The sequence below is a fragment of the Streptomyces sp. NPDC006510 genome (assembly GCF_040611955.1).
GTDB lineage: Bacteria > Actinomycetota > Actinomycetes > Streptomycetales > Streptomycetaceae > Streptomyces.
The window spans coordinates 1-23,561 of record NZ_JBEXPH010000135.1 but is presented as its reverse complement, the minus strand read 5'-3'; the positions used below and the strand labels follow the sequence as shown (position 1 = coordinate 23,561).

The window sequence follows — 23,561 nt, the reverse complement described above, 5'->3', positions numbered from 1 at the left end:
CGCACCGGCCCCGACCGCGACGCCGTGCTGACCCGCTCGGCGGCCGAGATCGACACCGCGGCCCTGCTCGTCGAACAGGCCTGTCTGCGCCTCGACACCCAGGGCCCGGTCCGCGGACTGGAAGCCGCGCGCAACGGCCGGGACGCCGCGCTCGCCGCGGACCTGGCCCGCACCGCCACCGACCGCCTCTTCCGCGCGCGAGGAAGCCGCGCCCACACAGCCCAGGACCCCGTCCAGCGGCTCTGGCGCGACGTACAGACCGCGACCTCGCACGCGGCCGTCGACGCCGGGCGGAGCAACGCGCTGTTCGCAACAACATTCCGGGCATCCCTGCCCCACCACGAGGAGAGTCGATGATCTGCCACACCCTGATCTACAAGTTCGCCGAATCCGTCTCGGTCCAGGACCGTGAGCAGTTCCTGAAGGAACTCAGGGAGACGGTCCTGGACACCGGGCTGTCCGTCGGCTTCGACCACCGGTCCCACGAGTGGCTGCCCGTGGACGAGAAGGCCGTCGGCATGACCGGCACCGCGATCGCCCAGATCGTGTGCGAGGACAGCGAGACGATGCGGAAGTTCTCGGAGCTGACCTCCACGCACGCGTTCATCGCCGCCTGGCGCTCCAGGATCAGTTACGAGGCCGCCTACGCCAACCACCCCCCGCTGACCGCCGTTCCCGCGACCAATCCCCTGCACCACGCGGAGCACACCGTCACCGTGCACGCCCCGATCGCCGTGGTCTGGGACATCCTGGTCGACGTCGAGGGCTACGCCAGGATCTTCCCGCCCACCCAGGACGTGAAGATCCTTGAGGAGTCGCCGACCCACCAGATCGCCCGGCTCGTGGTCGATGTCAACGGAGAGACCAGCTCCTGGATCTCCCGGCGCGACATCGACGCCGGCAACCGGATCATCAGCTACCGGCAGCTGGAGCACGCGCCGATCGTCGGCCACATGGGCGGCCAGTGGCGGGCCCTGCCGCTGGGCGAGGACACCACCCAGCTGGTACTGACCCACGAGTTCAGGGCCAGGGACGCGGTCGACGGAAAGGTCGCGGGCAAGCTCACCCCGCAGGAGGCCGACACGATGCTGCGGGCCGCGGTGGAACGCAACAGCGTCGCCGATCTCGGCGCGGTCAAGAAGACGGCGGAGGCCGTCGCGGCGGGCAACGGGGGCGACCGATGACCCGGCTGGTCGACCTCAGTGTTCCCACCGAGCAGATCGACAGCGAAGCGACCCCGGTGAAGATCGACCTGCTCGACCACGTGGCGGGGGCCACCGTGCTGGGGCTCTCCCCGGAGGACTTCCCCGGTGGCATGGCCATCTCCAACGAGACCGTCACACTGACCACCCACACCGGCACGCACATGGACGCGCCCCTGCACTACGGCCCGCTCACCGGTGACGCCCCGGCCAGGAGCATCGACCAGGTCCCGCTGGAGTGGTGCTACGGCCCCGGTGTGCGGCTGGACTTCCGCAACGTCCCGGCGGGGCAGGGCATCACCGTGGCGATGCTGGAGGCGGAGTTCGCCCGCATCGGGCACGTACCGGTCGCCGGCGACATCGTGCTGCTGTGGACCGGCGCTGATGCCCTGTGGGGAAGCAGCGACTACCTGACGACGTTCGCCGGGCTGACCGGAGAGGGCACCGTCTTCCTGGCCGAGCAGGGCGTGAAGGTGATCGGGATCGACGCCTGGGGCCTGGACCGGCCGATTCCGCACATGATCGAGGACTACCGGCGCACCGGCGACCGGTCGGTGCTGTGGCCCGCGCACGTCGCGGGGCGCAGCCACCCCTACCTCCAGTTGGAGAAGCTGGCCCACCTGGGCGAACTGCCGGGCCCCACCGGCTACATGGTGGCGTGCTTCCCGGTGCCGGTCACCGGTGCGGGCGCGGGCTGGACCCGAGTCGTGGCCATCTGCGACGCGTGATCAGGAGGGACGAGCATGGCCGGCCATCCGTTGGCCCTGGACGAAGCAGCGCAGGACCTGCTGTTCCGGGAAGCGAGAACCGCAAACACGTTCGCCCCGACACCGGTCGGCGACGAGCAGATCGAGGCGATCTACGACCTGGTCAAGTGGGGCCCGACCTCGATGAACCAGCAGCCGATGCGGGTCGTGCTGGTCCGCTCCGACGAGTCGAGACAAGCGCTGCTGCACCATGTCCGGGAGGGGAACCGGGCCAAGGTCGCGTCCGCTCCCCTGGTCGCGGTCCTGGCGGCGGACCTGAGCTTCCCCGACACACTGCCACGTCTCTTCCCGCACGCCCCGAACGCCCGCCACGCCTACGCCGACGAGCACGCCTGCCGTGAGTCCGCGGTGTTCAACACGGCCCTGCAACTGGGCTACTTCATCATCGGGATTCGTGCCGGCGGCCTGGCAGCGGGGCCGATCGCCGGCTTCGACCCCGAGGGCGTCCACAAGGAGTTCTTCCCGGGCGAACCGGTGCTCGTCATGAGCATCGTCAACATCGGCCACCCCGGCGCCGACGCCTTCTCCGCGCGACTGCCCCGCCTGGGATACCGAGAAGTTGTCCGCAGCGTGTGATGTTCCCGCGTCGTCACCGCACCACAGCCTCATGGAGGGAGAAGAGATGAGCATCCAACCAGGTCAGTTGCTGACCATTCTCGCCGACTGCTCCGGCAACCAGGAACTCGTCGGCATCGGGAACGACGCACTCGACACGGACTTCGACGCCCTGGGCCTCGATTCTCTGGCGGTACTGGAGTCCGTGGCCCGGATCGAGCGGGATCACGGCATCCGGATATCCGACGAGGAGGTTCACGGTCTGGGCACCCCGATGGCGCTGCTGGACCGGCTCAACCAACCGCAGACCGGCAGCGGCGACGAGGACACGGACTCCGGCGAGCGACTGCCCGTGGTGGTGGTCGGGGCCGGCCCGGTCGGCCTCGCGCTGGCGGGCGAACTGGCCGTCCACGGCATCGAGGTGACCGTGCTCGAACGGCGGGCCACCCCCGAGACGATGGTCAGGGCCGGGTCGATCGGACCGCTCGCGGCGGCGCTGCTGCGCAGGCGGGGACTGGCCGACGAGCTGGACCGGGCCGAGCAGGAGACCATCGAGCGCTACCACGCGATGGCGGACAACACCACGGGCGCGGTCGGGCACGCCCTGCCGAAGGAGCACCTCGCCGGCATCGAGAAGGTCGAGCACGCCGACGCCTCGCTGCGCCGGATGCGCGTGGAGCAGCCGGCCCTGGTGGACATCCTGCTCCGGCACGTCGCCGCACTCGGTGTGGACGTGGTGTGGGAGCACGAGGTGACCGGGATCGAGCAGGACGACCGGGGCGTGTGGGTCACGGCGGCGGCGCCCGGCGGCGAGCGACGCCTCCGCGCGGCCTACGCGGTCGGCTGCGACGGCGGCGAGAGCACCGTACGCAGGCTCGCCGGCATCCCGCTGACCGGCACCGAGGCGACCCTGACCGGCCGGCAGTCCGTCGTCGGGTTCGAGGGCGAACCGCCGCTCGAACCCGGCTTCCACCACACCGCCGGCGGACTCCTCGCGTGGGGCCTCGGCGTCAACCGGGTCGCCACCCTGGAGTTCGACGGGCCCCCGGCCCCGGACGCCGGACCCCTGACCTCCCAGGAGCTCCAGGACAGTCTCCGGCGCGTCACCGGGACCACCGTTCCGATCGCCCGCATGGCCGCCGGTGGCCGGTTCACCGACACGGCGTACCAGGCGGAGGAGTACCGCGCCGGGCGGGTCCTCCTGGCCGGCGACGCGGCCCATGTGCACGCCCCGTTCGGAGGGCAGGGCCTCAACACCGGCATCACCGACGCCGCCAACCTCGGCTGGAAACTGGCGGCCACCCTCAACGGCTGGGCACCGGCCCGGCTGCTCGACACGTACCACGAGGAACGGCATCCGGTGGGTGCCCGGCTGCTGGCGAACGTCCGTGCCCAGACGGCGCTGATGCGACCCGATCCGCACAGCAGCGCCCTGCGCCACCTCGTCGGCCGGATGATGGATGTGCCGGCCGTGCGCCAGTACGTCGGTGCCCTGCTCAGCGGGACCGACGAGGGATACGGCACGGACGGGCACGGTGCGGTCGGCACCTTCCTGTCCGACTACGACGTGACGGACAGTCAAGAGGCCTCCCCGGGAAGGGGACTGCTGCTCGACTTCACCGACTGCGCCACGTTGCGCGACATCGGGGCGAGGTGGTCGGACCGCGTGGACGTCGTGTCCGCGAAGTCCGGGCGCGACGATCTGGCCGCGGTCCTGCTCCGGCCCGACGGCTACGTCGCCTGGGCGCTGGGAACCGGTGAAACACCGCGGACCCGGCCGCTGGTACGCGCCCTGCGCACCTGGTTCGGTACCGGCCGGTCCCCCGCCCGTACGCCTGCGGCACCGACCGGAGACCGGCGGTGAACCCCGCCGATCTCATCGGTGTGTGGACGCTCGATTCCTTCCACGACGTCGACGCCGAAGGCACCCGTGTCGAAGGGCCGCTGGGCACCGCCCCTCGCGGAACCCTCATCTACACCGCGGACGGCCATGTGTCGGTGCACATGATGCGCGCACCGGACGCCGCCCCCGCGCCCGGGAGCAACGACTACATGGGATACACGGGCACCTGGCGGGTGGCGGGCTCCCGGGTGATGCACGCCATCGAGATCACGCCACGCCGCCCATGGGTCGGCACCGAGCAGACCCGCTCGGCACGCCTCGACGGGGACCGTCTGACGCTGGACGGCTCGGTCCAGGTCAACGGCCGTGAACAGCAAAGGGTGTTGGAGTGGCGGCGGACCCCCGCACACGGCATGCCGCCGCGCTGACCGAACGCCACATCGTGTCCGTCCGGACGATCCGGCGGCACCGCTATGCGATCCGTACTGATGAGGAGAGACTGTGACCATTCTGGTAACCGGAGGCCGCGGACATGTCGGCCGCAGCGTTACGCGGAAGCTGCTCGCGGCGGGTGAGACCGTGCGGGTGGGTACCAGCGACCCCGCGGACACCTCGCTGTCCCGTGACACGGAGGTCGTGGAGCTGGACCTGTCCAGGCCCGGGACACTGAGCGCGGCACTGCGCGGCGTGCAGAAGGTGTTCCTGTACGCGGACCCCTCGACGGTGGACCAGCAGATCGAGGCCATGGAGCTGGCCGGGGTGGACCATGTGACCCTGCTCTCCACCAGGTCGCTGACCTTCCGGGACGCGGACACCAACCCCATCGCCCGCCTGCACGTCGCGGTGGAACGCGCACTGGGCCAGTCCCGGCTGCCGTGGACCTTCCTGCGGGCCGGGACCTTCGCCACGAACACGCTCCAGTGGGCCCGCCCCATCCGTGCGGACAACACCGTGCGTGCGCCCTATCCGCTGTCGCACGCGGCCGCGGTGCACGAGGACGACATCGCCGATGTGGCCACGCTGACCCTGACCCAGCGGGGACATGCCGGCGCCGCCTATGTGATGAGCGGCCCCGAGTCCAACACCCAGCGCGAGCAGGTCACGCTGCTCGGGAAGGCCATCGGCCGGGAGATCGAGTTCGAGGAGATCGAGCCGGAGACGTACCGGCAGACGCTCAGCCGCTGGGGCGGCGGCCGTGAGGAGGTCATCAACCAGCTCCTGACCTATCTGGTGACCTGGAACGAGCGACCGGTGCCCGTGGTGGACGCGCTGTTGCAGCTCACCGGCAGGCCGGGCCGTCCCTACGCCCAGTGGGCCGTCGACCACGCCGACGACTTTCGCTGACCGGACCGGCCAGGTGCCTTCGGGGCGGCCCCGCGAGGCCGCCCCGAAGGGGCCCCGTGAACGCGCACCGAGGGAAGGAGCACAATGGCGTCCGCACCCGTGATCCTCGCGTCCGCACCCCGGCACAGCGCCCTGCTCGGCGTCGGAGGCTACCGCCCGCGGCGGGTGGTGACGAATGCCGAGCTGTGCCGGTCGATCGACTCCACGGAGGAGTGGATCGAGACCCGCAGCGGCATCACCCAGCGGCATTTCGCCGGTGCGGACGAGACGCTGCCGGTGATGGCCGCGGCAGCCGCGGAACAGGCCATGGCGCGGGCAGGCACCGCCCCGGCCGATATCGACCTGGTGCTGGTGGCCAGCATGTCCAACCTGGTCCAGACACCGCCGCTCGCGGTCCGCGTGGCCCACGAACTCGGGGCCGGCCGGGCCGCGGGCCTGGACCTGTCGGGCGCCTGCGCGGGCTTCTGCCACGCCCTCGCGATCGCCTCCGACACGGTGCGGGTCCGCGATGCCGAGCGGGTCCTGGTGATCGGTGCCGAGCGGATGACCGACATCGTGGAACCCACCGACCGCACGATCGCGTTCCTGTTCGCGGACGGGGCGGGCGCCGCGGTGGTCGGACCGGCACCGGAACCGGGCGTCGGCCCCGTGGTGCGCCGCGCGTACGGCGCGTACGGCAACGCCCTGCGGATGACCGGGCCCTGGGCCCGGCAGGGTCCGCGCCCCTGGATGCGCATGGACGGCAGAAGGGTCTTCCGCTGGGCCATGGAGGAGGTGGCCCCGGCCGCGGGCCGGGCCCTCTCGGCGGCGGGCCTGGCGCCGGCCGATCTGGCCGCGTTCGTGCCGCACCAGGCCAATCTGCGGATGACCGAGCTGATGGCCGAGCGGCTCGGCCTGGGCGAGGGCACCGTGCTGGCCACCGACGTGGTCAGGTCCGGCAACACCTCGGCCGCCTCGATTCCGCTCGCCCTGGACGCCCTGCTGTCCGAGGGGCGGGTGGCCGCGGGCGATACGGCCCTGCTGGCCGGTTTCGGCGCCGGTCTGAACTTCGCCGCCCAGACCGTCCTGCTGCCCCGATGAAGCCGTGGCCCGTGGCGCGTACAGACGCGCCACGGGCTCCGCACTGCTGGGTACGGCTCACCGGCAGGTCACCAGGTGACCATCAGCTCCGTGGGACCGTGCACGAACTGCCCCTCCCGCCAGGGGATGTCCTGCTTCGGGCCGGCCAGCCGGAGTGTGGGGAACTCACGCAGCAGGGCCCCGAGCCCGGCCCGCAGTTCCAGGCGCGCCAGCTGCGCGCCGAGACAGTGGTGCACACCGTGCCCGAATCCGACGTGCGGGTTCGGGGACCGGTCCAGCTTGATGCGGTCCGGCTCGTCGAAGACCGTCTCGTCGTGGTTGGCCGCTCCGATGGCCGCGATGACCGCCTCGCCGGCGCGCACCACCGTGCCGTCGAACTCCACGTCCTCCAGGGCGATGCGCGTGGTCCCGCCGTTGACGAGATGGACGTACCGCAACAGCTCCTCGACCGCCGGGTCGAGCAGTCCGGGCTCTTCGAGGAGTCGCGACCACAGGCCGGTGTCCAGCAGGGTGAAGGTGAAGTTCGAGAGCTGATTGGCCGTGGTCTCGTGTCCCGCGACGAGCAGGTCGACACCCATCTGCACCAGCTCCTGTTCGCTGAGCCGGTCCGTCTCGTCCCGCGCCTCCACCAGGTCGGTCAGCAGGTCTCGGGAGCGCCGGTCCGACGGCCGGGCGCGGCGTTCCGCCACGTGCTTGCCGAGATACTCCAGCAGTGTGCCGATCGCTTCGTCGATCTCCTCGCCGGTCGCCGCCGTGGTGCTCAGCATGAGCCGGGACAAGCGCTCGAAGTAGCCGCGGTCGACCGCCGGTACGCCCAGCAGTTCGCAGATCACGGTGACCGGCAGCGGTACCGAGAAGTGGTGCACGAGGTCGACGGGCGATCCGTGCTCCCTCATTCCGGCCACGAGTCCGTCGACGATCTGCTCCGTCCGGGGCCGCCAGCGCTGCACGTTCTTCATGGTGAACGTGCCCGCCACCAGCTTGCGCAGCCGGCTGTGTTCCGGCGGGTCCATGGCGAACAGCCCGCCGGGCGGGGTCTGCGCCGGGCTCACCCGCGGCACGTCCGCGTTGACCGTCGCGGCCCGGGAGAACCTCGGGTCCGCGTAGACCTTCCGCACATCGGCGTGCCGGGTGGCCAGCCACGCGTCGCCGCCGAACGGGCACCCGACCCGCCGCAGCGGTTGCTCCGCGCGCAGCGCGGCGAACTCCGGTGGCGGACCCAGCTCGGTGGTCCGCTCAAACGGAAGCCGCGGGGCATGTGTTGTCATGACGTACTCCCTTTGCGGTTCCTGGCACATTCCATCGCTTCGAACCTACGAGAGGCCGCCCCCCGACTCGCTCAAGGACCGCTCATTTCAACGGGAGTTGGCCGAACCCGGATGGCCCGCCGAGCTTTATTTCGATAGTTTGCACACGGGACTTGACAGAACGTCAGAGGTCCCGAAAGACCTGGTAAAACCTACATAGACAAAGGGCAAAAATGGTAAAGACATATCGTGCTGTGGAGTTCACGGAGTACGGGGGCCCCGAGGTCTTACGCGTGGTGGACCGTGAGGTGCCCGGCCCGGGTCCCGGGCAGGTGCTGGTGGAGGTCCGCGCCGCCGGGGTGAACCCGCTGGACTGGCAGCTGCGCAGCGGGGCCGTGGCGGCGATGATGCCGGTGGAGTTCCCCTCGGTGCCCGGCGGTGACGTCGCCGGTGTCGTCGCGGAGGTCGGTGCGGACGTGACCGACTTCGCCGTGGGTGACGAGGTCTTCGGCTCGATCGGCTCCGGCAGTTACGCCGAGTTCGCACTGGCACCCGCGGCGCAGCTGGCGCGGAAGCCCGAAGGTGTGTCGTGGGAGGTCGCGGCCGGGCTGCCGGTGGCGGTCAACACGGCGTACCAGGTGCTCACGGACCTCGGGGTGAAGTCCGGGGAGACCCTGGTCGTGGACGGGGCGGCCGGTGGCGTCGGGTCCGTGGCCGTGCAGATCGCCAGGCATCTCGGCGCGACGGTGATCGGTACGGCCGGCGAGCACAATCACGCGTATCTGCGCTCGCTCGGTGCCGAACCCGTGACGTACGGCGAGGGCTTCGCCGAGCGGGCCCGTGCCGTCGCCGTGAAGGGCGTGGACGCGGCATTCGACGCCGCCGGAAAGGGCTCGTTGCCTGCCCTCGTCGAACTGACCGGCGGCCCGGAACGCGTGGTCACCATCGCCGATCACCGGGCGGCGGAGCACGGTGTGCGGTTCGTGTTCGCCGGCCCCGACACGATCCGTGAGCGTCTTGAGCAGGCAGCCGCGCTGGTCGAGAGCGGCGGACTCGGCCTGTCCGTGTCCCAGACCTACTCGCTGTCCCAGGCGGCCGACGCCCACCGGGAGAGCGCCGCCGGCCATGTGCGCGGCAAGCTGATCATCGTGCCGAACTGACACCGGTACGTCACAGGCCGGTACATCACACGCCGGTACATCACGCCCCGGTACGTCACACCCCGGAGCGGAGCGCCGCGACGGCCGCCGCGAAGGCTTCGGCGTCCGCGACGGTGCCCGCCCGATCGCTCCGGGCCAGCAGCGGGTGGACACTGCTCGGCCCGCGCAGGACGGCCCGATGACCGCGTGCGGCGACCGCGAGGCTGCGGTCCGCGCTCGCGTCGAGCAGTACGAGCCCGGGGTCGTGGCCCTCGGAGTCGAGCAGTGAGCGCAGTGCGGGCCAGTACCGTACGGGAAGCCACATCTGGTCGGCCCAGAAGGCGGGATCGACGGCCTGACCGGCGCTCACCGGGCGTGCGGTCCTCGTGGACATGATGGTCACCCGCGGTGGCCGCGGCCCGAGCCGGCCCAGGTCCTGCCCGAACCGCCGCGCGGCCGGAACCATCACCGGGCTGTGGAAGGCGTGCCCGGACCCCAGAGTGCGCAGCGTGATGTTCCGGCGCTCCAACTGCCCGCGCACCGCCGCGAGGACGCTGTCGGAGCCGGCGAGCACGGTCTGCCGAGGACCGTTCTCGGCCGCGACGACGGCCCCCGCACGCAGCTGAGCGGACAGCTCTTCGGTGGTGGCCGCGACGGCCAGCATGCCGCCGCGTCCGGTGTCGTCCAGACGCCGGACGTGGCCGGCGACGGCCGTCGCGAGCTCCGCCGGGGTGAAGACGCCGGCCAGGCACGCCGCGACGAGTTCGCCCACACTGTGCCCCAGCAATACATCCGGCTCCTGGGCGGCGGACCGCACCGCGCGCCCGAGCGCGTGGCCGACGGCGAACAGCAGCGGTTGGGCCACCACGGCCTCGTCCACCGCCCCGGCGGTCGCCGGGCTCAGCCACAGCTCCCGCAGCTCGTCGCCGTCGGCGCCCAGCGCCGCGAACATCTCGTCCATCCACCGGGTGAACTCCGGCTGCACGCCGTAGAGTCCCGCCGCCATCCCGGCGCGCTGCGCCCCCTGTCCCGGCAGCAGCAGGACGACTCGTCGCCGTGTCACAGATCTCTCCTCCGTGTTCCCGTACCGACGCGGGCGGCTGCCGCACGTTCCGGTGCGCCGCGCCGCCCGCGGTGTCCGGCCGATCGACCCATACCCCGGCGGACTCCTGGTCCAACGGCCGCCGCCGGCCACCTCCAGCACCGCTGGATCCCGACTGGAGACCACCGCGACACCGTGGCCCCGGCCACCCGGCCACATGTCCGGCCCACGGCGAAAGGCTGACCTCACATGTCGAACCACGGTGCGGATCTCTATCTGGACCTGATGAAGAAGGTGCTGACGAACACCATCTACGCCGACCCGGCGGTGCGGGTGTGGGGCGAGGACAACGAGGAGGCACGGCAGGAAGGGCGCGACTGGCCGAGCGTCGCCCACACCATGGTGGGCATGAAGCGGCTGGAGAACCTCCAGCACTGCGTCGAGTCGGTGATCCGGGAGAACATCCCGGGCGACCTGATCGAGACCGGTGTGTGGCGCGGCGGCTCGTCGATCCTGATGCGTGCGGTTCTCAAGGCGCACGGAGTGCTGGACCGGCGCGTCTGGCTGGCCGACTCGTTCCAGGGGATGCCGGTCGCGGACGAACAGGCACACCCCGAGGACCAGCAGTTCCAGTGGCATCTGCACAACGACTTCCTCGCCGTGCCGCTGGAACAGGTACGGGAGAACTTCTCCCGCTACGGCCTGCTCGACGAGCAGGTCCGCTTCCTGCCCGGCTGGTTCGCCGACACCCTGCCGTCCATCGAGGTGGACAAGCTCGCGGTGATCCGGCTCGACGGAGATCACTACGACTCGACGATGGACGCCCTGGTGAACCTCTACCCCCGGCTCTCGCCCGGGGGTTACGTCATCGTGGACGACTACGTGCTGCCCCCGTGCAGTGAGGCGGTCGAGACCTACCGCAGGAAGCACGGCATCACCGAGCCGCTCCAGCCGATCGACGGTGTGGCGATGTTCTGGCAGCGCGGCTGAACCGCACCGCTTCGACGACCGCGAGGGAGACCGCGTGACGACCACCAGGACCGAGCTCGTCGAATCAGTTCTGCACAGCGCCTCGGGAGGCTGGCGGCGCATCACCGAGGTGGTGGAACGCTGGGGGACGGACGCGGTCGCGGCGGTACTGGTGGACGAGATCCTCTTCCGCTCGGAGCCGGCGGCGGACTGCGGAACGGCCACCGTCGGGCTGGAGCTGACCCACGGTCCCGCACGTCACACCACGGCCCTCAGTGTCACCGAGGGGGCACGGCCGGCGCGCACCCGGGCGGCCACCGCCGATGCCGATGTGCGGCTCGAATGCTCCATCGCCGACCTCGTGCTGGAGCTCTACCGGTCCGAAACCGGCCGGCGCCCGGACATGCGCGTCACCCGGTTCCTGCCCGGCGAGGACCACTTGTCCCCCGACACCGAGCGGCTGCACCGGATCGCGCGGGCCGCCGACGCGGTGATCTCCGGCTGCACCTCGCACAGCCCCGGGCTCGGCACCCTGGCCCTGCGGCACGACTCGGACCGGTGCGGCAGCCTCCAGTTGTCCGCGCCGTACTTCGAACGCCACTTCTGCGCGCTGCGCGGTCAGGAGATCCGGCTGCTCGAACTCGGCATCGGCGGCTACGAACGCCCCGACGAGGGCGGCGGTTCGCTGCGGATGTGGAAACACTTCTTCCCGCGCGGACAGATCTACGGGGTGGACGTGTTCGACAAGTCCCCCCTGGACGAGGACCGCATCACCACGCTCCAAGGGCGCCAGGACGACCGGGCGTTCCTCGACCGGCTCTGCCGCGAGCACGGACCCTTCGACGTGGTGATCGACGACGGCAGCCATGCCGCGGGCGACGTCCTGACCGCGTTCGAGCACCTGTACCCGCGACTGCGTCCGGGCGGCTGGTACGTCATCGGGGAGCTGTCGGCCTCGTCCTGGGCCCGTCACGACGGCGACGCGGCGCCGGGTGACTCCATCGCGGCCGCTCTGGCCATGGTGAACTCGCTGCGTGACCGCATGGGCCACGGACTCCGTACCGACGGCGGGAGCGCGGACCTCGCCGGCTCGCTGGCCGGTCTGAACCTGCATCACAACATCGCGTTCCTGGAGAAGGGCGCCGGCGGCGCCGGCGCCCTTCCGCAGTGGGTCCCCCGCAGGCCGTTCTGGAACGCGGTCACACCTCAGGTGCACCCGGCCCGGTAGCCCACCGGAGGGCTGCCGGGTCAGTCCGGAACGGTGGCTCCGGCCAGATCGTCCACGGTCCGGGCGCCGACGATCGCCATGGTGTTGCGCAGGTCCTCGACGAGATCCCGCAGCACGGCGGCGACCCCGTCCCGGCCGTCCACCGCGAGGCCCCACAGGACCGGCCGGCCCACCAGCACGGCCGACGCTCCGCGGGCCAGCGCGACCGCCGCATGGCTGCCGCGGCGGATCCCGGAGTCGAAGTACACCGGCACGCTGCCGCCCACCGCCCGGGCAACACCGGGAAGGGCGTCGATGCTGGTCACGGACCGGTCGTGCTGGTAGCCGCCGTGGTTCGACACCACGACCGCGGCCGCACCGGCCGCGATCGCGCGGGTCGCGTCCTCGGGGTGGAGCACGCCCTTGACGATCACCGGCAGCCGGGAACGGTCGATGAGCCGCTCCAGCTCCTGCCAGGTGCCGGCGGGGTTCGGGAACAGCGTGTCGATGACCTCCTGGGCGCTCGTGTCCGGTGCCTCGCGGCGGCGTTGGGCCAGCAGCCGGGTGAAGTACGGCTCGTCCGCCACCGCCGGCTGTGCGGCGGGCTCCCGCAGTGCCTGACTGGAGTGGTCGAAGACGTTGCCCGCGTCGCGCCGGCTCACCCCCATCACCGGAACGTCCACCGTGCAGACGACCGCGTCGAAGCCCGCTTCCTCGGCTCCTTCGACCAGGGCGTCGGTGAGCCCGCTGTCGCTCATCAGGTACACCTGTCGCCAGCGCACCTGCCGGCCCGCCGCGCCCGCGACCTCCTTCGGCGAATGGGTGGCGAACGTCGACAGGCAGAACCCGAGGCCCAGGTGGGCGGCGGCGGCCGCCGCCGCGCTCTCGGCCCCCTCGTGGTAGATGCCCTGCATGCCCATGGGGGCGACGAGAAACGGAGCGGCCAGCCGGCCCCCGACGACGTCGGTCCCGGTGTCGATGCCGGAGACGTCCCGCAGCATCCGGGGAACCAGTGAAAACGAGTCCAGGCGCGCGGTGTTGCGGCGCACGGTGGACTCGTCCCCGGCACCGCCGCTCGCGTACTCGAACGTCTCGGCGGGCAGTTGTTTGCGCGCCTCTTCCTCGGCCGTGCCGCTGCTGATGGGCGGTGCGGTGTCGGTTGCCACGGTGATCCTCCTCGGGAGAGCCCTCGTCGAGCGGGGCAGAACGTCAATGTGCCGACCAGTCGCTGTGCTGCCGGGGCCGCGGCCGGTCGGCGTAGCGGAAGTCGAGTGAGGGGTCGGAGTTGAGTATGGCCTCGTGCAGCTGCTGGACCGCGCGCGAGGGTTCGAGGCCGAGCTCCTCGACCATGTTCCGGCGCAGGCACTGGTACTCCTGTATCGCGTCGAAGCGCCGGTCGGACCGGTACAGGGCGAGCATCAGCTGCTGGTACAGCCCCTCGGAGAACGGGTGCTCCATGACCAACTGCCGTAATTCGCCGACCACTTCCCGGTGCAGGCCGAGCGCCATCTCGGCTTCGACGGCCTGCTCCACCACGCGCAGCCATTCCTCGTCCAGTTTGGTGGCGTAGGCACTGAGCGCCCTGCCGTGCCGGACGTCGGCGGCGAACGGTCCGCGCCAGCAGGACTGCGCGGCCCTGAGCAGGCCGGCGGCCTCTGCCATCACCCCGCGCTCCAGGGCCCTCTTCCCCTGGGCGGCGAGACTCTCGAACTGGCGTAGGTCGATGGATTCCGGCGGGATGTCGGCGACGTAACCGGCGTACGCGGTGCGCAGCCACTGGGGCTGTGCCGACCCGGTCGGCGCCGGCTCCCCCGGACCCCCGTCCGAGCCCGTCGTGCGTCGGACCGGGATCGCCTTGCGCAGTTGGTAGATGTAGGTGTGCAGGGTGGTCAGAGCGGTCAACGGGGGGTTCTCTCCCCACAGTTCGTCGATGAGCGAGGCCGTGTGCACGACGTGGCCGCTGTGGAGAAGCAGCAGAGCCAGCACGCTGCGCACTTTTGGTGCGGAAAGCGTCACCCTTCGTTCCCCATCGAAGACCTCTAGCATGCCGAGTAGGCCGAAACGCATGTCTGCTCCCACGGGCTGGTCGGAACCGGCGAGACGCCGTGACGTCGCGCGAGGTGATGGTCGATCGGCGTCACGCCCGGCTTGGTCGGCTGTCCCGACATGACGAAGACCGGACAGAGCGGTACGACGTCGTCGGCGTACCCGCAGCCCGGATGCGATGACCGCACAGGGAGGCGGCCCACCGCCCGCCTCCGGCGGCACGGTGTCCGCGCTCCCGCAGTGTCAGTTGGTTCTCTGCTGGTCCATCGACGCCTGCCCGACCTTGCTCGGGTCGCTCGCAGGGGTGCCATGGACCAGGTCCTGGTATTCCTGGGTCAGAAAGTCGTAGGGGTGGGGGGTGGACGGGGCGGACACCTCGTCGAGCGAGGCCATCACTCCGTCGGGCAGTTCGGTGTCCGCCGCCGCCAGGTTGTCCAGCAGCTGCGCCCGCGAGGACACACCGAGGGTGACGCTGGTGAGGCGGGGGTTGCGCAGCAGCCATGCCAGGGCCAGCCGCGCGGGGCTTTCACCGGTCTGCTCCGAGAGCTGATCGAGGCGGGCGAGGGTGCGGTGGACGATGTCCTGGAAGGGGCTGAGGGTGGCTCCCAGGATGCCTTCGGTCAGCCGTCCGGCCCCTTCGAGGCGGCGTCTTCGCGCATCCACCCGGTACCGGCCCGCCAACAGGCCTCCGGCCAGGGGCCCCCAGGAGACGAGACCGGTGCCGCCGTGTTCGGCGTACGAGAGGTGCTCGTGTTCCAACGAGCGGGTGAGCAGGTTGTAGTTCAACTGCACCGCGGCGATCGGTGGGAGCCCCCTTCCCGCGCACAGCCCGTCCGCATAACCCAGGTACCAGCCGGGTACGTTGCTCAGGCCGAGATAGCGGATCTTGCCCTGGGCGATCAAGTCGGTCGCCGTCTCCAGCGTTTCCTCGATGGATGTGACCCGGTCCCAGAGATGGACGTAATACAGATCGATATAGTCGGTGTCCAGCCGGGTCAGTGAATTCTCGACGGCGGCGGTCATTGCCCGGCGGCTGCATCCACCGCTGTTGACATCGGAATGGTCGACGCGATAGCCGAACTTTGTTGACAGAACGACGCGGTCGCGAGCGGAACGCTGCTTCAATGCACGGCCGAGCCATTCCTCGCTTTCCCCGTCGTTGTAGACGTTCGCCGTGTCGAACAGGTTGATTCCATGTTCCAGCGCGGTGTCGATCAGCACGTCGGCCTCGGCCGGCGCCATCGACCAGCGCGGACCCCAGCGCGACCCCAGGGTGGCCGTGCCCAGGCTCAGCGCGGAGACGCGAGTGCCCGTCCGGCCGAGTCTCCGGTACTCCACAACACGATCCTCCTCGACGACTCGTACGGTTGAATCATTGGAAAATATTTACTTTTCGTTTACACTGCCTTTCGGATGGGCGATTTCTCGGTCGACGATCTTGCACCTGATCAGTCTTCATGAGTCCATCGGCACTATCAACAGCCCCCGGCCGGGAGGGCCGAAAGCAACCCCTCGGGGGGCATGCGTATGCGCGAATAATCAACAAATGGGACGGATGCCTCGATACGTAATGACCAGACATCGATCCGACCTCGCTCCGGCCATACGGTCACGCATAGCCGGATACTCTGGCCTGGCTTTTTGATGTACGCGCCACTGAATGTACGGAATATAATGTTCCGCAACTGTCCGGACTGAATTCTTGATTTTCCCGGCCAAATTCTGGAATCCCCGGTTACCGCTCCAGGACCTGCACCCTGGCCGAACGGGACGGCGGCTCTCCGCCGGCGATCGGCCCTCCGGTCGGAACCCCAGTCAGTCCCCCGGTCGGTCCTCGGTGAGCAGGACACCCTCATAGGCGAGCCACTGGGCGAAGGCGTGCAATCCCCGCGCCAGGCCCGTCACGGGCGTCCAGCCGGGCGGCCGTACGGCATCCGGGCAGGCCGTCCATGCGTGCACCCGGGCCCGTCACCGGGCTCCGTCCGTACCGGTACGGGCCGTACGGCGTCGTGCACGGCCTGCGCCAACTCGGCTGCCGTGCACGGCTTCTCGGGATCGACCGTGAGTTCACGCCGCTCCGGCCGGGTCCGCAGGACGGCCGCGATCGCGTCGGCGAGGTCGTTCGGTTCCGGGAAGGGGCGGGTAGGGGAGAATCAGCCGCGCAGCGCCGCCGCCTCGCTCGCCAGCCGCTCCACCCGCGCCCAGTCCTTCGCCGCGACCGCGTCCGTCGGAACCATCCAACTGCCGCCCACACACCCGACGTTGGGCAGCGCCAGATAGGACGGCGCGGAGCCGAGGGCGATGCCGCCGGTCGGGCAGAAGCGGGCCTGCGGCAGCGGTGCGGAGAGCGCCTTGAGGTACGCCGTGCCGCCGGCCGCCTCGGCCGGGAAGAACTTCATCTCGGTGACCCCGCGCTCCAGCAGCGCGACCACCTCGGACGTCGTGGAGACACCCGGCAGGAACGGCACCCCCGACGCCTTCATCGCGTCCAGCAGCCGGTCCGTCCAGCCGGGGCTGACCAGGAACCGGGCCCCCGCGGCGACGGTGTCGGCGACATTCCGTACGGAGATCACCGTGCCGGCGCCGACCACCGCGTCCGGCACCTCGGCCGCGATCGCCCTGATCGAGTCCAGAGCCGCGGCGGTGCGCAGCGTCACCTCGATGGCCGGGAGCCCGCCCGCGACCAGGGCGCGGGCGAGCGGCACCGCGTCGGCGGCGTCCTCCAGGACGACTACGGGCACGACGGGAGCAAGGTCCAGCACAGAGGAGGTCATGGGCTCATCTTGCCGCGCCGATCGCACCGTACGCAACGATCGTTGCACATGATGCAACACGAGGGGTTCGGCAGCCGGCCCACGTGCGGCCGGTGGCTCAGTGGATGTCCGTCACCACGACATCGATCGACCACGCCCGCCCGGCCCGCGCCGGAGCCTCGGCCTCCACCACGTACCCGAGCCCGCGCAAGGCCTCCACCAGCTCCGCGGGCCCCTTCGGCCGCGCACCGGAGACCAGCAGATCGCGGACCACCCGCCCCTTCGTCGCCTTGTTGAAGTGGCTGACCACCGACCGCTTCTCGACCCCGTCCACCAGCTGGGAGTGCAGCACCCGCACGCTCGCCGTGCGCTCCGCCACCTCGCCCTTGGGCTTCCAGGCCGCGGTGTAGGCGGAGGACCGCAGGTCCAGGACGAGTCCGTCCCCGGCGGCCTCCGGCATCACCTGTGCCATCGGGTCACGCCAGTACGCCCCGAGCGCGCCCAGACCCGGCAGCTTCACACCCATCGAGCAGCGGTACGACGGAATCCGGTCGCCCACCCGCACGGCGCCCCACAGCCCGGAGAAGACCAGCAGCGACTTCCCGGCCCGCCGCCTGGCCGCCGTGTCCAGGGAGGCCAGATCCAGTGCGTCGTACAGCACCCCCGTGTAGATCTCCCCGGCCGGACGCGTCCCCGCCGTCCGCAGCTCCACGTTCTTCGCGATCTCGCCGCGCAGCCCCTCGCTCAGCCCGAGCACCTCGCGGGCCTTGTCCTGGTCCGCCGCGCACAGCTCGACCAGCTCGTCGAGAACCGCCGCCCGCGCCTCGGCCAGGCCCGGGAGCGACAGCGACTCCGGCTTCAGGGGAGCACCGCGCCCCGAGGCGGCCTTTCCTTCGGAGGGCGGCAACAGCACGAGCACGGCGGTTCTCCTTCGTACGCACAGACGGGGCGGGACCGGGCCCCCGCGCCAGCGTACGGGCACACCGGAACCGGCCGGGCCGCCACCCGGGATGCCGCTCGCCCCGCCCCGCCATACGCTCGGTTCCATGCCCCGCCGCCATCTCCGTATGACCGGGCCGGCCGACACCCCGCTGAGGGCGTCCCTGCGCAAACTGCGCACCGAGCTCGACCTGCCCGACGCCTTCCCTACCGAGGTCCTCGCCGAAGCGGCACAGGCGGCGAAGGACCCGGCGGTATCGGCCCACGAGGACGCGACGGACCTGCCGTTCCTCACCATCGACCCGCCCACCTCGACCGACCTCGACCAGGCCATGTACCTCGAACGCCGCCGCCGGGGCTACCGGGTGCACTACGCCATCGCCGATGTCGCCGCCTTCGTACGCCCCGGCGGCGCACTCGACACCGAGGCCCACCGCCGGGTGACGACCCTCTACTTCCCCGACGGCAGGGTGCCGCTGCACCCCGCCCTGCTCTCCGAGGGCGCCGCCAGCCTCCTGCCGGGACGGACCCGCCCCGCCGCGCTCTGGCGGATCGACCTCGACAACGAGGGCGTCGTCGTCACCACCTCGGTGCGCCGGGCCCTCGTCCGCAGCCGCGCCAAGCTCGACTACGCGGGCGTCCAGCGGCAGCTCGACACCGGCACCGCCGAAGAACCCCTGGCCCTGCTCCGCGACATCGGGCGGCTCCGCGAGGAGCAGGAGGTCGCCCGCGGCGGCATCTCCCTCAACGTGCCCGAGCAGGAGATCGTCGAGCGCGACGGCGGCTACGGCCTCGAATACCGCGCCCCGTTGCCCGCCGACGGCTGGAACGCCCAGATCTCCCTGCTGACCGGCATGGCCGCCGCCCGTCTCATGGCCGAGACCGGCTCCGGCATCCTGCGCACGCTGCCGGTCGCCCCGGACGGCGCCGTGGCCCGGCTTCGCCGCTCGGCGCAGGCACTGCACATCGACTGGCCGCACCATGTCCCGTACGCCCAGGTCGTCCGCTCGCTCGACCCGAGGAAGGCCGGCCACGCCGCGTTCCTCCAGGAGTGCACCACCCTGCTGCGCGGCGCCGGCTACACCGTCTTCGACCACGGCGAACTCCCCACCCCCGCCGTCCACGCCGCCGTCGCCGACCTCTACACGCACTGCACCGCCCCGCTGCGCCGCCTCGTCGACCGGTACGCGGCCGAGCTGTGCCTCGCCGCCGTCGCGGATCAGGACCCGCCCGAGTGGGTCCGCGCCGCGCTGCCCGGCCTGCCGAAGGAGATGGCGGACGGGACCAGGCGCGCCAACACCGTCGAGCGCGAGTGCGTCGACCTGGTCGAGGCCGCGCTGCTCAAGGACCGGATCGGCGAGGTCTTCGACGCGTACGTGGTCGACGTGAAGGAACAGGAGCCCACCACGGGCACCGTCCACATCGAGGACCCGGCCGTCGTCGCCCGGATCGAGGGCGGCGACGCGAAGCTCCCGCTGGGGGAACGGCTGCGGGTCAGGCTCGCCCAGGCGGATCCTGGCTCGGCGAAGGTCCTCTTCGCCCCCGCGTGAGCGCGGCCACGGCGGCACCCGGATCATCCGCATGGAACCGCACCGTCCGCGCCCACCCCCGTTTCCCGAGCGGCCGCACGAACGCCACCGGCGAGACCAGCTCCACGGTCACCGTCGTCTGCCCGCCCACGACGAGGTCGAGCACCCCGTCCGCCCCCGGCCGCACCGGCCCGCCCTCGGGATAGCGCCGCTCGACCCGCGCCCCGGCGACCGCCCCGGCGGGAACCCGCAGGTCGAACAGCCCGCCGTAGCGAAGCCGCAGCGCCCCGTCGGCGTCCACCACATGCGGCCGGGTCACACACGCGGCATGGAGGGCGAGCACCAGGACCACCCCGTACACATCGAGCACGAGCAGAACCCTGTGCACGACCGGCCACGGGATCAGCAGCGCCAGCATCACCGTCTCGACCAGAGCGACGAAGACCAGGCCGTACATCATGGCGGTCTGCGGCCCGGTGTACGGGACGGCAAGGGCACCCTCCGGCACGCCATGACGCCTCCGCAGCACCCACAGCCCGAGACTGCGCAGGGCGCGCACCTCGTGCGCGACGAGACGGCGCACCTTCTCGGGCACGACGGTACGGAGCGCCGCACCCATCGCTTCCCGCCGCCCGGCACCCGCACGCCGGCCCACGAGCCAGAGCCGCCACAGGACCACGCCCTCGAACCCGAGGGCGGCAACCACCAGGGCCTCGGCACCGAGCAGAACCGCACCCGGTATCCGGACCCCCGCCAGCAGGCAGCCGCCCAGACCCAATTCGACAGCCGGCACAGCCCCCACGGCATACCGCGCAATCCGCACGCTCATCCTGTTCCCCTCTCCGCCACGCGTGCCGTCAGGGCCGCCATCACCCGGCGCACCACCTCGGCCTGCGCGGGCGCGTAGTCGTCGAGCAGGGCCTGACCGAACCCCGTCAGGACCGGCCCGCCGGGGATGGCCGCCAGCACCTCGTCCGGCACGGCGGCGGCCAGATCGGCGGCGAGCGGAGCGATCCGCGGATCGTCCACGGGCGCCGCAGCCAATGCGTCCAGCCGCTCGTACAGCGCGTGCACGGCCGGGTCCTCGGCCAGGGGCCGCAGCGCGGCGTAGACCTCACTGCCGACACCCGTCGTGTCCAGCAGCACCAGGTGCTCGCGGTCCTTGGCAGCCATCGGGGAGCCGGTGGCCGGAGCCGTGCCCAGCAGTTCGGCCAGCGCGGGCGATACGGGCTCCTCGGCGCTCAACGGCCCGTCCAGCAACCGGGCCAGCCGACGCCGCCGCTCCCGGATCTCGTTCTCCTGCCGGGCCAGATCGGCATCCAGCTCGACGAGGACTTCGACGAGTTCGCGCCCGGCCTCATCGGCGAGGACGTCCCGTACCTCGTCCAGACCGAGCCCGAGCTCGGTGAGCCGTCGGATCCGGGCCAGCACCACGGCGTCGCGGACGCTGTAGGCGCGGTAGCCGTTGGCCCGGCGCACGGGCTCGGGAAGCAGGCCGATGTGGTGGTAGTGCCGGATCGCCCGCGAGGTGACCCCGACGAGCGCGGCGATCTCTCCGATGCGCATGAGTCCAGTAGAAACGTTGACGCAACGGCAGGGTCAAGTACTCACCGCACCCGTCCGCATCTGACAACTCCGCACCCTCCTGTGCCACGATCGAAGGAAGTACTCCCATCTCACGGACGGCTGATCCACTGATGTCCCGATCTGGCGAGCGACCGAGGAAGGGGCGTGACATGAGTGCCATGCCGCACGAACCGCTCACGCAGGCGGACGTCCTGCTGGAGGGCTTCCTGGCGCTGGATACGCCGGAGGGCTTCCGGGCCGAGCTGATCGAGGGGGAGATCGTCGTGACGCCGCCGCCGGACGGGGACCACGAGGACTGCATCAGCCTGATTCTGAAGCAGGTGATCAGGCTCGCCCGGACCGACATGGACTTTTCCGGGAACAAGGGACTGAAGCTGAAGAGCGGCGGACGCTGTCCCAGGAACCACGTCATCCCCGATGGCACCTTCGCCCCCACCGAACTGCGTCTGTACCGGGGAGCGGACCCCTGGATGCCGTGCGAGGGGGTCGCCCTCGTCGTCGAGGTCACCTCGTCCAAGCCCCGGGCCGACCGCACGGACAAGCGTCACTGCTACGCCCGCGGACCTGTCCCCCTCTACCTCCTGGTCGACCGGGAGCAGTCCTCGGTGACGCTGTTCAGCGACCCGGAGGGGGACGACTACCGTCAGCACTGCACGATTCCGTTCGGCAAGCCGCTTTCTCTTCCCGCTCCGTTCGCGTTCGATCTGGAGACCGAGGCGTTCATCTGAGCGCCGTCCGACGGCCCCCGCCAGGCGGGTAGCATGGTCGGCACGGCAGACGAGCCGGGCGGACGGTCGCGTGGGGATCTTCGGATCTCCCCGAGGAACGTCCGGGCTCCACAGGGCAGGGTGATGGCTAACGGCCACCCGGGGTGACCCGCGGGACAGTGCCACAGAAAACAGACCGCCGGGGACTTCGGTTCCCGGTAAGGGTGAAACGGTGGTGTAAGAGACCACCAGCGCCTGAGGTGACTCAGGCGGCTAGGTAAACCCCACCCGGAGCAAGGTCAAGAGGGGGCGCCGCGAGGCGGCCCTGCGCGAATGATCGAGGGCGGCCCGCCCGAGTTCGCGGGTAGACCGCACGAGACCGGCAGCAATGCCGGTCCTAGATGGATGGCCGTCTCCCCGGCCGCCGCGAGGCGACCGGGCGACAGAACCCGGCGTACAGCCCGACTCGTCTGCCGCCAAGGGCCTCTGACCAGGTCGGTACGTGTTGCTCGTCGTCGGGATCGGGTCGGCGGGGCTCGCGATGGTGGCCGTGCACCGGGCCGGGCTGCCGCGCGCGATCGTCGTGTATGCCGATGCCGTCGTCGCGCTGTGCTGGTTCATCGTCGCCGTGCTGCTGCTCGGCAGGAGCCGGGTTCCGGACGCGCCCGTGGACGGCAGCGGTGGCCGCCAGGCGCGCTCGACCGTATGAGGCATTCTGCCGTCGCCACCGCCGGACCTGCCGGGCTCCCGCCCGAACGCCGTCCGGAGGCGGGCCCGGACGAGTCCGTGCGATGGCCGCGTTCGCGTGGACCGCCGTCCGCGCGGGCGAACGGCTCCAGGACGTCCCCCCGGGCATCACGCCCGCACGGAGCGGGCCCCAGGGGCCCCCGCCCTCTACCGCAGGTGCGACGTGTCGTTGAGCAGCCGGACCGACGCGTTGCCATCCGCGTAGTACGCCACCGCCGAGACCGAGGCCGCCGAGAGTTCCATCCGGAACATGGCTTCCGGCGGGGCGCCGAGTGCCAGTCGGATCAGGGTCTTGATCGGCGTCACATGGGTGACCAGGAGAACCGTGCGGCCCGCGTAGCGGGTGGTGAGGCGGTCGCGGGTGGCTCCTACCCGGCGGGCGACCTCGGCGAAGCTCTCGCCGCCGCCGGTGGGGGCCGCCTTCGCGGAGGCGAGCCAGGCGTCCAGGTCGGCGCCGTACCGCTCCCGCACCTCGGCGAAGGTCAGGCCCTCCCAGGCGCCGAAGTCCGTCTCGCGCAGGCCGTCCTCGATCCGGACCTCCAGGCCGAGCCGGGCCGCCACCGCGGCCGCCGTCTCGCGGCAGCGGCGCAGCGGGGAGCTGACGATCTCCTCGATCGTGCCGCGGGCGGCCAGTGACCGGGCGATGCGATCGGCCTGGTGCCGGCCGGCCGCCGAGAGTTCGGGGTCACTGCCGCCGCTCCCCGAGAACCGTTTCTCGGGGGTGAGGGCGGTCTCGCCGTGCCGGAGCAGTACGAAGGTGGCGGGCGTCCCGAGATCGGGTGCCGCGCCCCAGCCGACCTGCGGGGCCGCCGGGGAGGCCGCCCCCGGCCGGGGGGCCAGGGCCGCGCGGGCCCTGGC

Annotated in this window: 24 protein-coding genes, 1 other RNA gene and 1 pseudogene; 15 read left to right on the top strand and 11 right to left on the bottom strand. The window is 71.3% G+C overall.

Annotated elements, in window-relative coordinates:
* The 8 genes and pseudogenes from ABZY11_RS31035 to ABZY11_RS31000 form a co-directional block, all read left to right on the top strand.
* A pseudogene (locus tag ABZY11_RS31035) lies at window positions 1–357 on the top strand (hypothetical protein); the annotation flags it as partial.
* Window positions 354–1,184, top strand: coding sequence for an aromatase/cyclase (locus ABZY11_RS31030; protein WP_356482325.1), 831 nt, complete (start codon window positions 354–356; stop codon window positions 1,182–1,184). The pseudogene ABZY11_RS31035 and the gene ABZY11_RS31030, both read left to right, overlap by 4 nt.
* A complete protein-coding gene (locus ABZY11_RS31025) occupies window positions 1,181–1,930 on the top strand; it encodes a cyclase family protein (protein WP_356482324.1) in 750 nt (249 codons plus the stop codon). The genes ABZY11_RS31030 and ABZY11_RS31025 overlap by 4 nt, the downstream gene beginning before the upstream one ends.
* A 15-nt stretch (window positions 1,931–1,945) precedes the next feature.
* Window positions 1,946–2,545, top strand: a complete 600-nt coding sequence (locus tag ABZY11_RS31020) for a malonic semialdehyde reductase (protein ID WP_356482323.1) — start codon at window positions 1,946–1,948, stop codon at window positions 2,543–2,545.
* A gap of 46 nt (window positions 2,546–2,591) precedes the next feature.
* Entirely contained in the window at window positions 2,592–4,388 is a 1,797-nt protein-coding gene (locus ABZY11_RS31015; protein ID WP_356482322.1) for an FAD-dependent monooxygenase, read from the top strand.
* Window positions 4,385–4,795: a lipocalin-like domain-containing protein gene (locus tag ABZY11_RS31010; protein ID WP_356482321.1), complete on the top strand. Its 411-nt coding sequence runs from the start codon at window positions 4,385–4,387 to the stop codon at window positions 4,793–4,795. The genes ABZY11_RS31015 and ABZY11_RS31010 overlap by 4 nt, the downstream gene beginning before the upstream one ends.
* Window positions 4,796–4,868: 73 nt before the next feature.
* A complete protein-coding gene (locus tag ABZY11_RS31005; protein WP_356482320.1) occupies window positions 4,869–5,711 on the top strand; it encodes an NAD(P)H-binding protein in 843 nt (280 codons plus the stop codon).
* Between the two features lie 84 nt (window positions 5,712–5,795).
* On the top strand, window positions 5,796–6,791 hold the full coding sequence (locus ABZY11_RS31000; RefSeq protein ID WP_356482319.1) for a beta-ketoacyl-ACP synthase 3: 996 nt from the start codon (window positions 5,796–5,798) through the stop codon (window positions 6,789–6,791).
* A 68-nt stretch (window positions 6,792–6,859) separates the two neighbouring features.
* Here the strand turns inward: ABZY11_RS31000 and ABZY11_RS30995 are convergent, their stop codons facing one another.
* Window positions 6,860–8,059 carry a cytochrome P450 gene (locus ABZY11_RS30995; RefSeq protein WP_356482318.1) on the bottom strand — a complete coding sequence of 400 codons (1,200 nt, stop codon included), beginning with the start codon at window positions 8,057–8,059 and terminating at the stop codon, window positions 6,860–6,862.
* A 212-nt stretch (window positions 8,060–8,271) separates the two neighbouring features.
* Here ABZY11_RS30995 and ABZY11_RS30990 point away from each other — a divergent pair, with 212 nt between their 5' ends.
* Window positions 8,272–9,198, top strand: a complete 927-nt coding sequence (locus ABZY11_RS30990) for an NADP-dependent oxidoreductase (RefSeq protein ID WP_356482317.1) — start codon at window positions 8,272–8,274, stop codon at window positions 9,196–9,198.
* Window positions 9,199–9,253: 55 nt separating this feature from the next.
* On the opposite strand, the gene ABZY11_RS30985 is transcribed toward ABZY11_RS30990, so the two are convergent.
* Entirely contained in the window at window positions 9,254–10,240 is a 987-nt protein-coding gene (locus ABZY11_RS30985) for an acyltransferase domain-containing protein (RefSeq protein ID WP_356482316.1), read from the bottom strand.
* 228 nt (window positions 10,241–10,468) lie between these two features.
* Here ABZY11_RS30985 and ABZY11_RS30980 point away from each other — a divergent pair, with 228 nt between their 5' ends.
* Together ABZY11_RS30980 and ABZY11_RS30975 are read left to right on the top strand one after the other, a co-directional pair.
* On the top strand, window positions 10,469–11,209 hold the full coding sequence (locus tag ABZY11_RS30980) for a TylF/MycF family methyltransferase (RefSeq protein ID WP_356482315.1): 741 nt from the start codon (window positions 10,469–10,471) through the stop codon (window positions 11,207–11,209).
* A 34-nt stretch (window positions 11,210–11,243) separates the two neighbouring features.
* Complete coding sequence (locus ABZY11_RS30975; protein ID WP_356482314.1) at window positions 11,244–12,416, top strand: class I SAM-dependent methyltransferase; 1,173 nt, start codon at window positions 11,244–11,246, stop codon at window positions 12,414–12,416.
* Window positions 12,417–12,436: 20 nt separating this feature from the next.
* On the opposite strand, the gene ABZY11_RS30970 is transcribed toward ABZY11_RS30975, so the two are convergent.
* The 6 genes from ABZY11_RS30970 to yaaA all read right to left on the bottom strand — a co-directional run bounded on the left by ABZY11_RS30970 (window position 12,437) and on the right by yaaA (window position 18,113).
* Entirely contained in the window at window positions 12,437–13,561 is a 1,125-nt protein-coding gene (locus ABZY11_RS30970; RefSeq protein WP_356482313.1) for an alpha-hydroxy acid oxidase, read from the bottom strand.
* A gap of 43 nt (window positions 13,562–13,604) precedes the next feature.
* A complete protein-coding gene (locus ABZY11_RS30965) occupies window positions 13,605–14,462 on the bottom strand; it encodes an AfsR/SARP family transcriptional regulator (RefSeq protein ID WP_356482312.1) in 858 nt (285 codons plus the stop codon).
* A gap of 222 nt (window positions 14,463–14,684) precedes the next feature.
* Entirely contained in the window at window positions 14,685–15,779 is a 1,095-nt protein-coding gene (locus ABZY11_RS30960; protein WP_356482311.1) for an aldo/keto reductase, read from the bottom strand.
* Between the two features lie 477 nt (window positions 15,780–16,256).
* Window positions 16,257–16,400, bottom strand: a complete 144-nt coding sequence (locus ABZY11_RS30955) for a hypothetical protein (protein WP_356482310.1) — start codon at window positions 16,398–16,400, stop codon at window positions 16,257–16,259.
* Window positions 16,401–16,594: 194 nt separating this feature from the next.
* On the bottom strand, window positions 16,595–17,215 hold the full coding sequence (gene eda, locus ABZY11_RS30950) for a bifunctional 4-hydroxy-2-oxoglutarate aldolase/2-dehydro-3-deoxy-phosphogluconate aldolase (protein WP_356482309.1): 621 nt from the start codon (window positions 17,213–17,215) through the stop codon (window positions 16,595–16,597).
* Window positions 17,216–17,312: 97 nt separating this feature from the next.
* Window positions 17,313–18,113, bottom strand: coding sequence for a peroxide stress protein YaaA (yaaA, locus tag ABZY11_RS30945; protein WP_356482308.1), 801 nt, complete (start codon window positions 18,111–18,113; stop codon window positions 17,313–17,315).
* Window positions 18,114–18,240: 127 nt separating this feature from the next.
* Here yaaA and ABZY11_RS30940 point away from each other — a divergent pair, with 127 nt between their 5' ends.
* Window positions 18,241–19,683, top strand: a complete 1,443-nt coding sequence (locus ABZY11_RS30940) for an RNB domain-containing ribonuclease (RefSeq protein ID WP_356482307.1) — start codon at window positions 18,241–18,243, stop codon at window positions 19,681–19,683.
* Here the strand turns inward: ABZY11_RS30940 and ABZY11_RS30935 are convergent.
* Together ABZY11_RS30935 and ABZY11_RS30930 are read right to left on the bottom strand one after the other, a co-directional pair.
* Window positions 19,628–20,491, bottom strand: a complete 864-nt coding sequence (locus ABZY11_RS30935) for a hypothetical protein (protein WP_356482306.1) — start codon at window positions 20,489–20,491, stop codon at window positions 19,628–19,630. The genes ABZY11_RS30940 and ABZY11_RS30935 overlap by 56 nt on opposite strands.
* On the bottom strand, window positions 20,488–21,228 hold the full coding sequence (locus ABZY11_RS30930; RefSeq protein WP_356482305.1) for a MerR family transcriptional regulator: 741 nt from the start codon (window positions 21,226–21,228) through the stop codon (window positions 20,488–20,490). Before ABZY11_RS30930 ends, ABZY11_RS30935 begins: the two co-directional genes overlap by 4 nt.
* Before the next feature lie 179 nt (window positions 21,229–21,407).
* On the opposite strand from ABZY11_RS30930, the gene ABZY11_RS30925 reads away from it, so the two are divergent.
* The 3 genes from ABZY11_RS30925 to ABZY11_RS30915 all read left to right on the top strand — a co-directional run bounded on the left by ABZY11_RS30925 (window position 21,408) and on the right by ABZY11_RS30915 (window position 22,665).
* Window positions 21,408–21,977 (top strand): Uma2 family endonuclease, encoded by a 570-nt coding sequence (locus ABZY11_RS30925; protein ID WP_356482326.1) that lies wholly within the window; start codon window positions 21,408–21,410, stop codon window positions 21,975–21,977.
* A gap of 50 nt (window positions 21,978–22,027) precedes the next feature.
* Window positions 22,028–22,429: RNase P RNA component class A (gene rnpB / locus ABZY11_RS30920), an RNA gene on the top strand.
* A 29-nt stretch (window positions 22,430–22,458) separates the two neighbouring features.
* Complete coding sequence (locus ABZY11_RS30915; RefSeq protein WP_356482304.1) at window positions 22,459–22,665, top strand: hypothetical protein; 207 nt, start codon at window positions 22,459–22,461, stop codon at window positions 22,663–22,665.
* A 185-nt stretch (window positions 22,666–22,850) separates the two neighbouring features.
* On the opposite strand, the gene ABZY11_RS30910 is transcribed toward ABZY11_RS30915, so the two are convergent.
* Window positions 22,851–23,561, bottom strand: a 711-nt coding sequence (locus tag ABZY11_RS30910; protein WP_356482303.1) for a histidine phosphatase family protein, incomplete at its 5' end; no start/stop codon positions are given.

What these genes read in the sequence shown, in the direction of transcription:
- ABZY11_RS31030 (WP_356482325.1), top strand. Translation starts at nt 354, where the DNA reads ATGATCTGCCACACCCTGATCTACAAGTTCGCCGAATCCGTCTCGGTC.
- ABZY11_RS31025 (WP_356482324.1), top strand. Translation starts at nt 1,181, where the DNA reads ATGACCCGGCTGGTCGACCTCAGTGTTCCCACCGAGCAGATCGACAGC.
- ABZY11_RS31020 (WP_356482323.1), top strand. Translation starts at nt 1,946, where the DNA reads ATGGCCGGCCATCCGTTGGCCCTGGACGAAGCAGCGCAGGACCTGCTG.
- ABZY11_RS31015 (WP_356482322.1), top strand. Translation starts at nt 2,592, where the DNA reads ATGAGCATCCAACCAGGTCAGTTGCTGACCATTCTCGCCGACTGCTCC.
- ABZY11_RS31000 (WP_356482319.1), top strand. Translation starts at nt 5,796, where the DNA reads ATGGCGTCCGCACCCGTGATCCTCGCGTCCGCACCCCGGCACAGCGCC.
- ABZY11_RS30995 (WP_356482318.1), bottom strand. Translation starts at nt 8,059, where the DNA reads ATGACAACACATGCCCCGCGGCTTCCGTTTGAGCGGACCACCGAGCTG.
- ABZY11_RS30990 (WP_356482317.1), top strand. Translation starts at nt 8,272, where the DNA reads ATGGTAAAGACATATCGTGCTGTGGAGTTCACGGAGTACGGGGGCCCC.
- ABZY11_RS30980 (WP_356482315.1), top strand. Translation starts at nt 10,469, where the DNA reads ATGTCGAACCACGGTGCGGATCTCTATCTGGACCTGATGAAGAAGGTG.
- ABZY11_RS30965 (WP_356482312.1), bottom strand. Translation starts at nt 14,462, where the DNA reads ATGCGTTTCGGCCTACTCGGCATGCTAGAGGTCTTCGATGGGGAACGA.
- eda (WP_356482309.1), bottom strand. Translation starts at nt 17,215, where the DNA reads ATGACCTCCTCTGTGCTGGACCTTGCTCCCGTCGTGCCCGTAGTCGTC.
- ABZY11_RS30940 (WP_356482307.1), top strand. Translation starts at nt 18,241, where the DNA reads ATGCCCCGCCGCCATCTCCGTATGACCGGGCCGGCCGACACCCCGCTG.
- ABZY11_RS30935 (WP_356482306.1), bottom strand. Translation starts at nt 20,491, where the DNA reads ATGAGCGTGCGGATTGCGCGGTATGCCGTGGGGGCTGTGCCGGCTGTC.
- ABZY11_RS30930 (WP_356482305.1), bottom strand. Translation starts at nt 21,228, where the DNA reads ATGCGCATCGGAGAGATCGCCGCGCTCGTCGGGGTCACCTCGCGGGCG.
- ABZY11_RS30925 (WP_356482326.1), top strand. Translation starts at nt 21,408, where the DNA reads ATGCCGCACGAACCGCTCACGCAGGCGGACGTCCTGCTGGAGGGCTTC.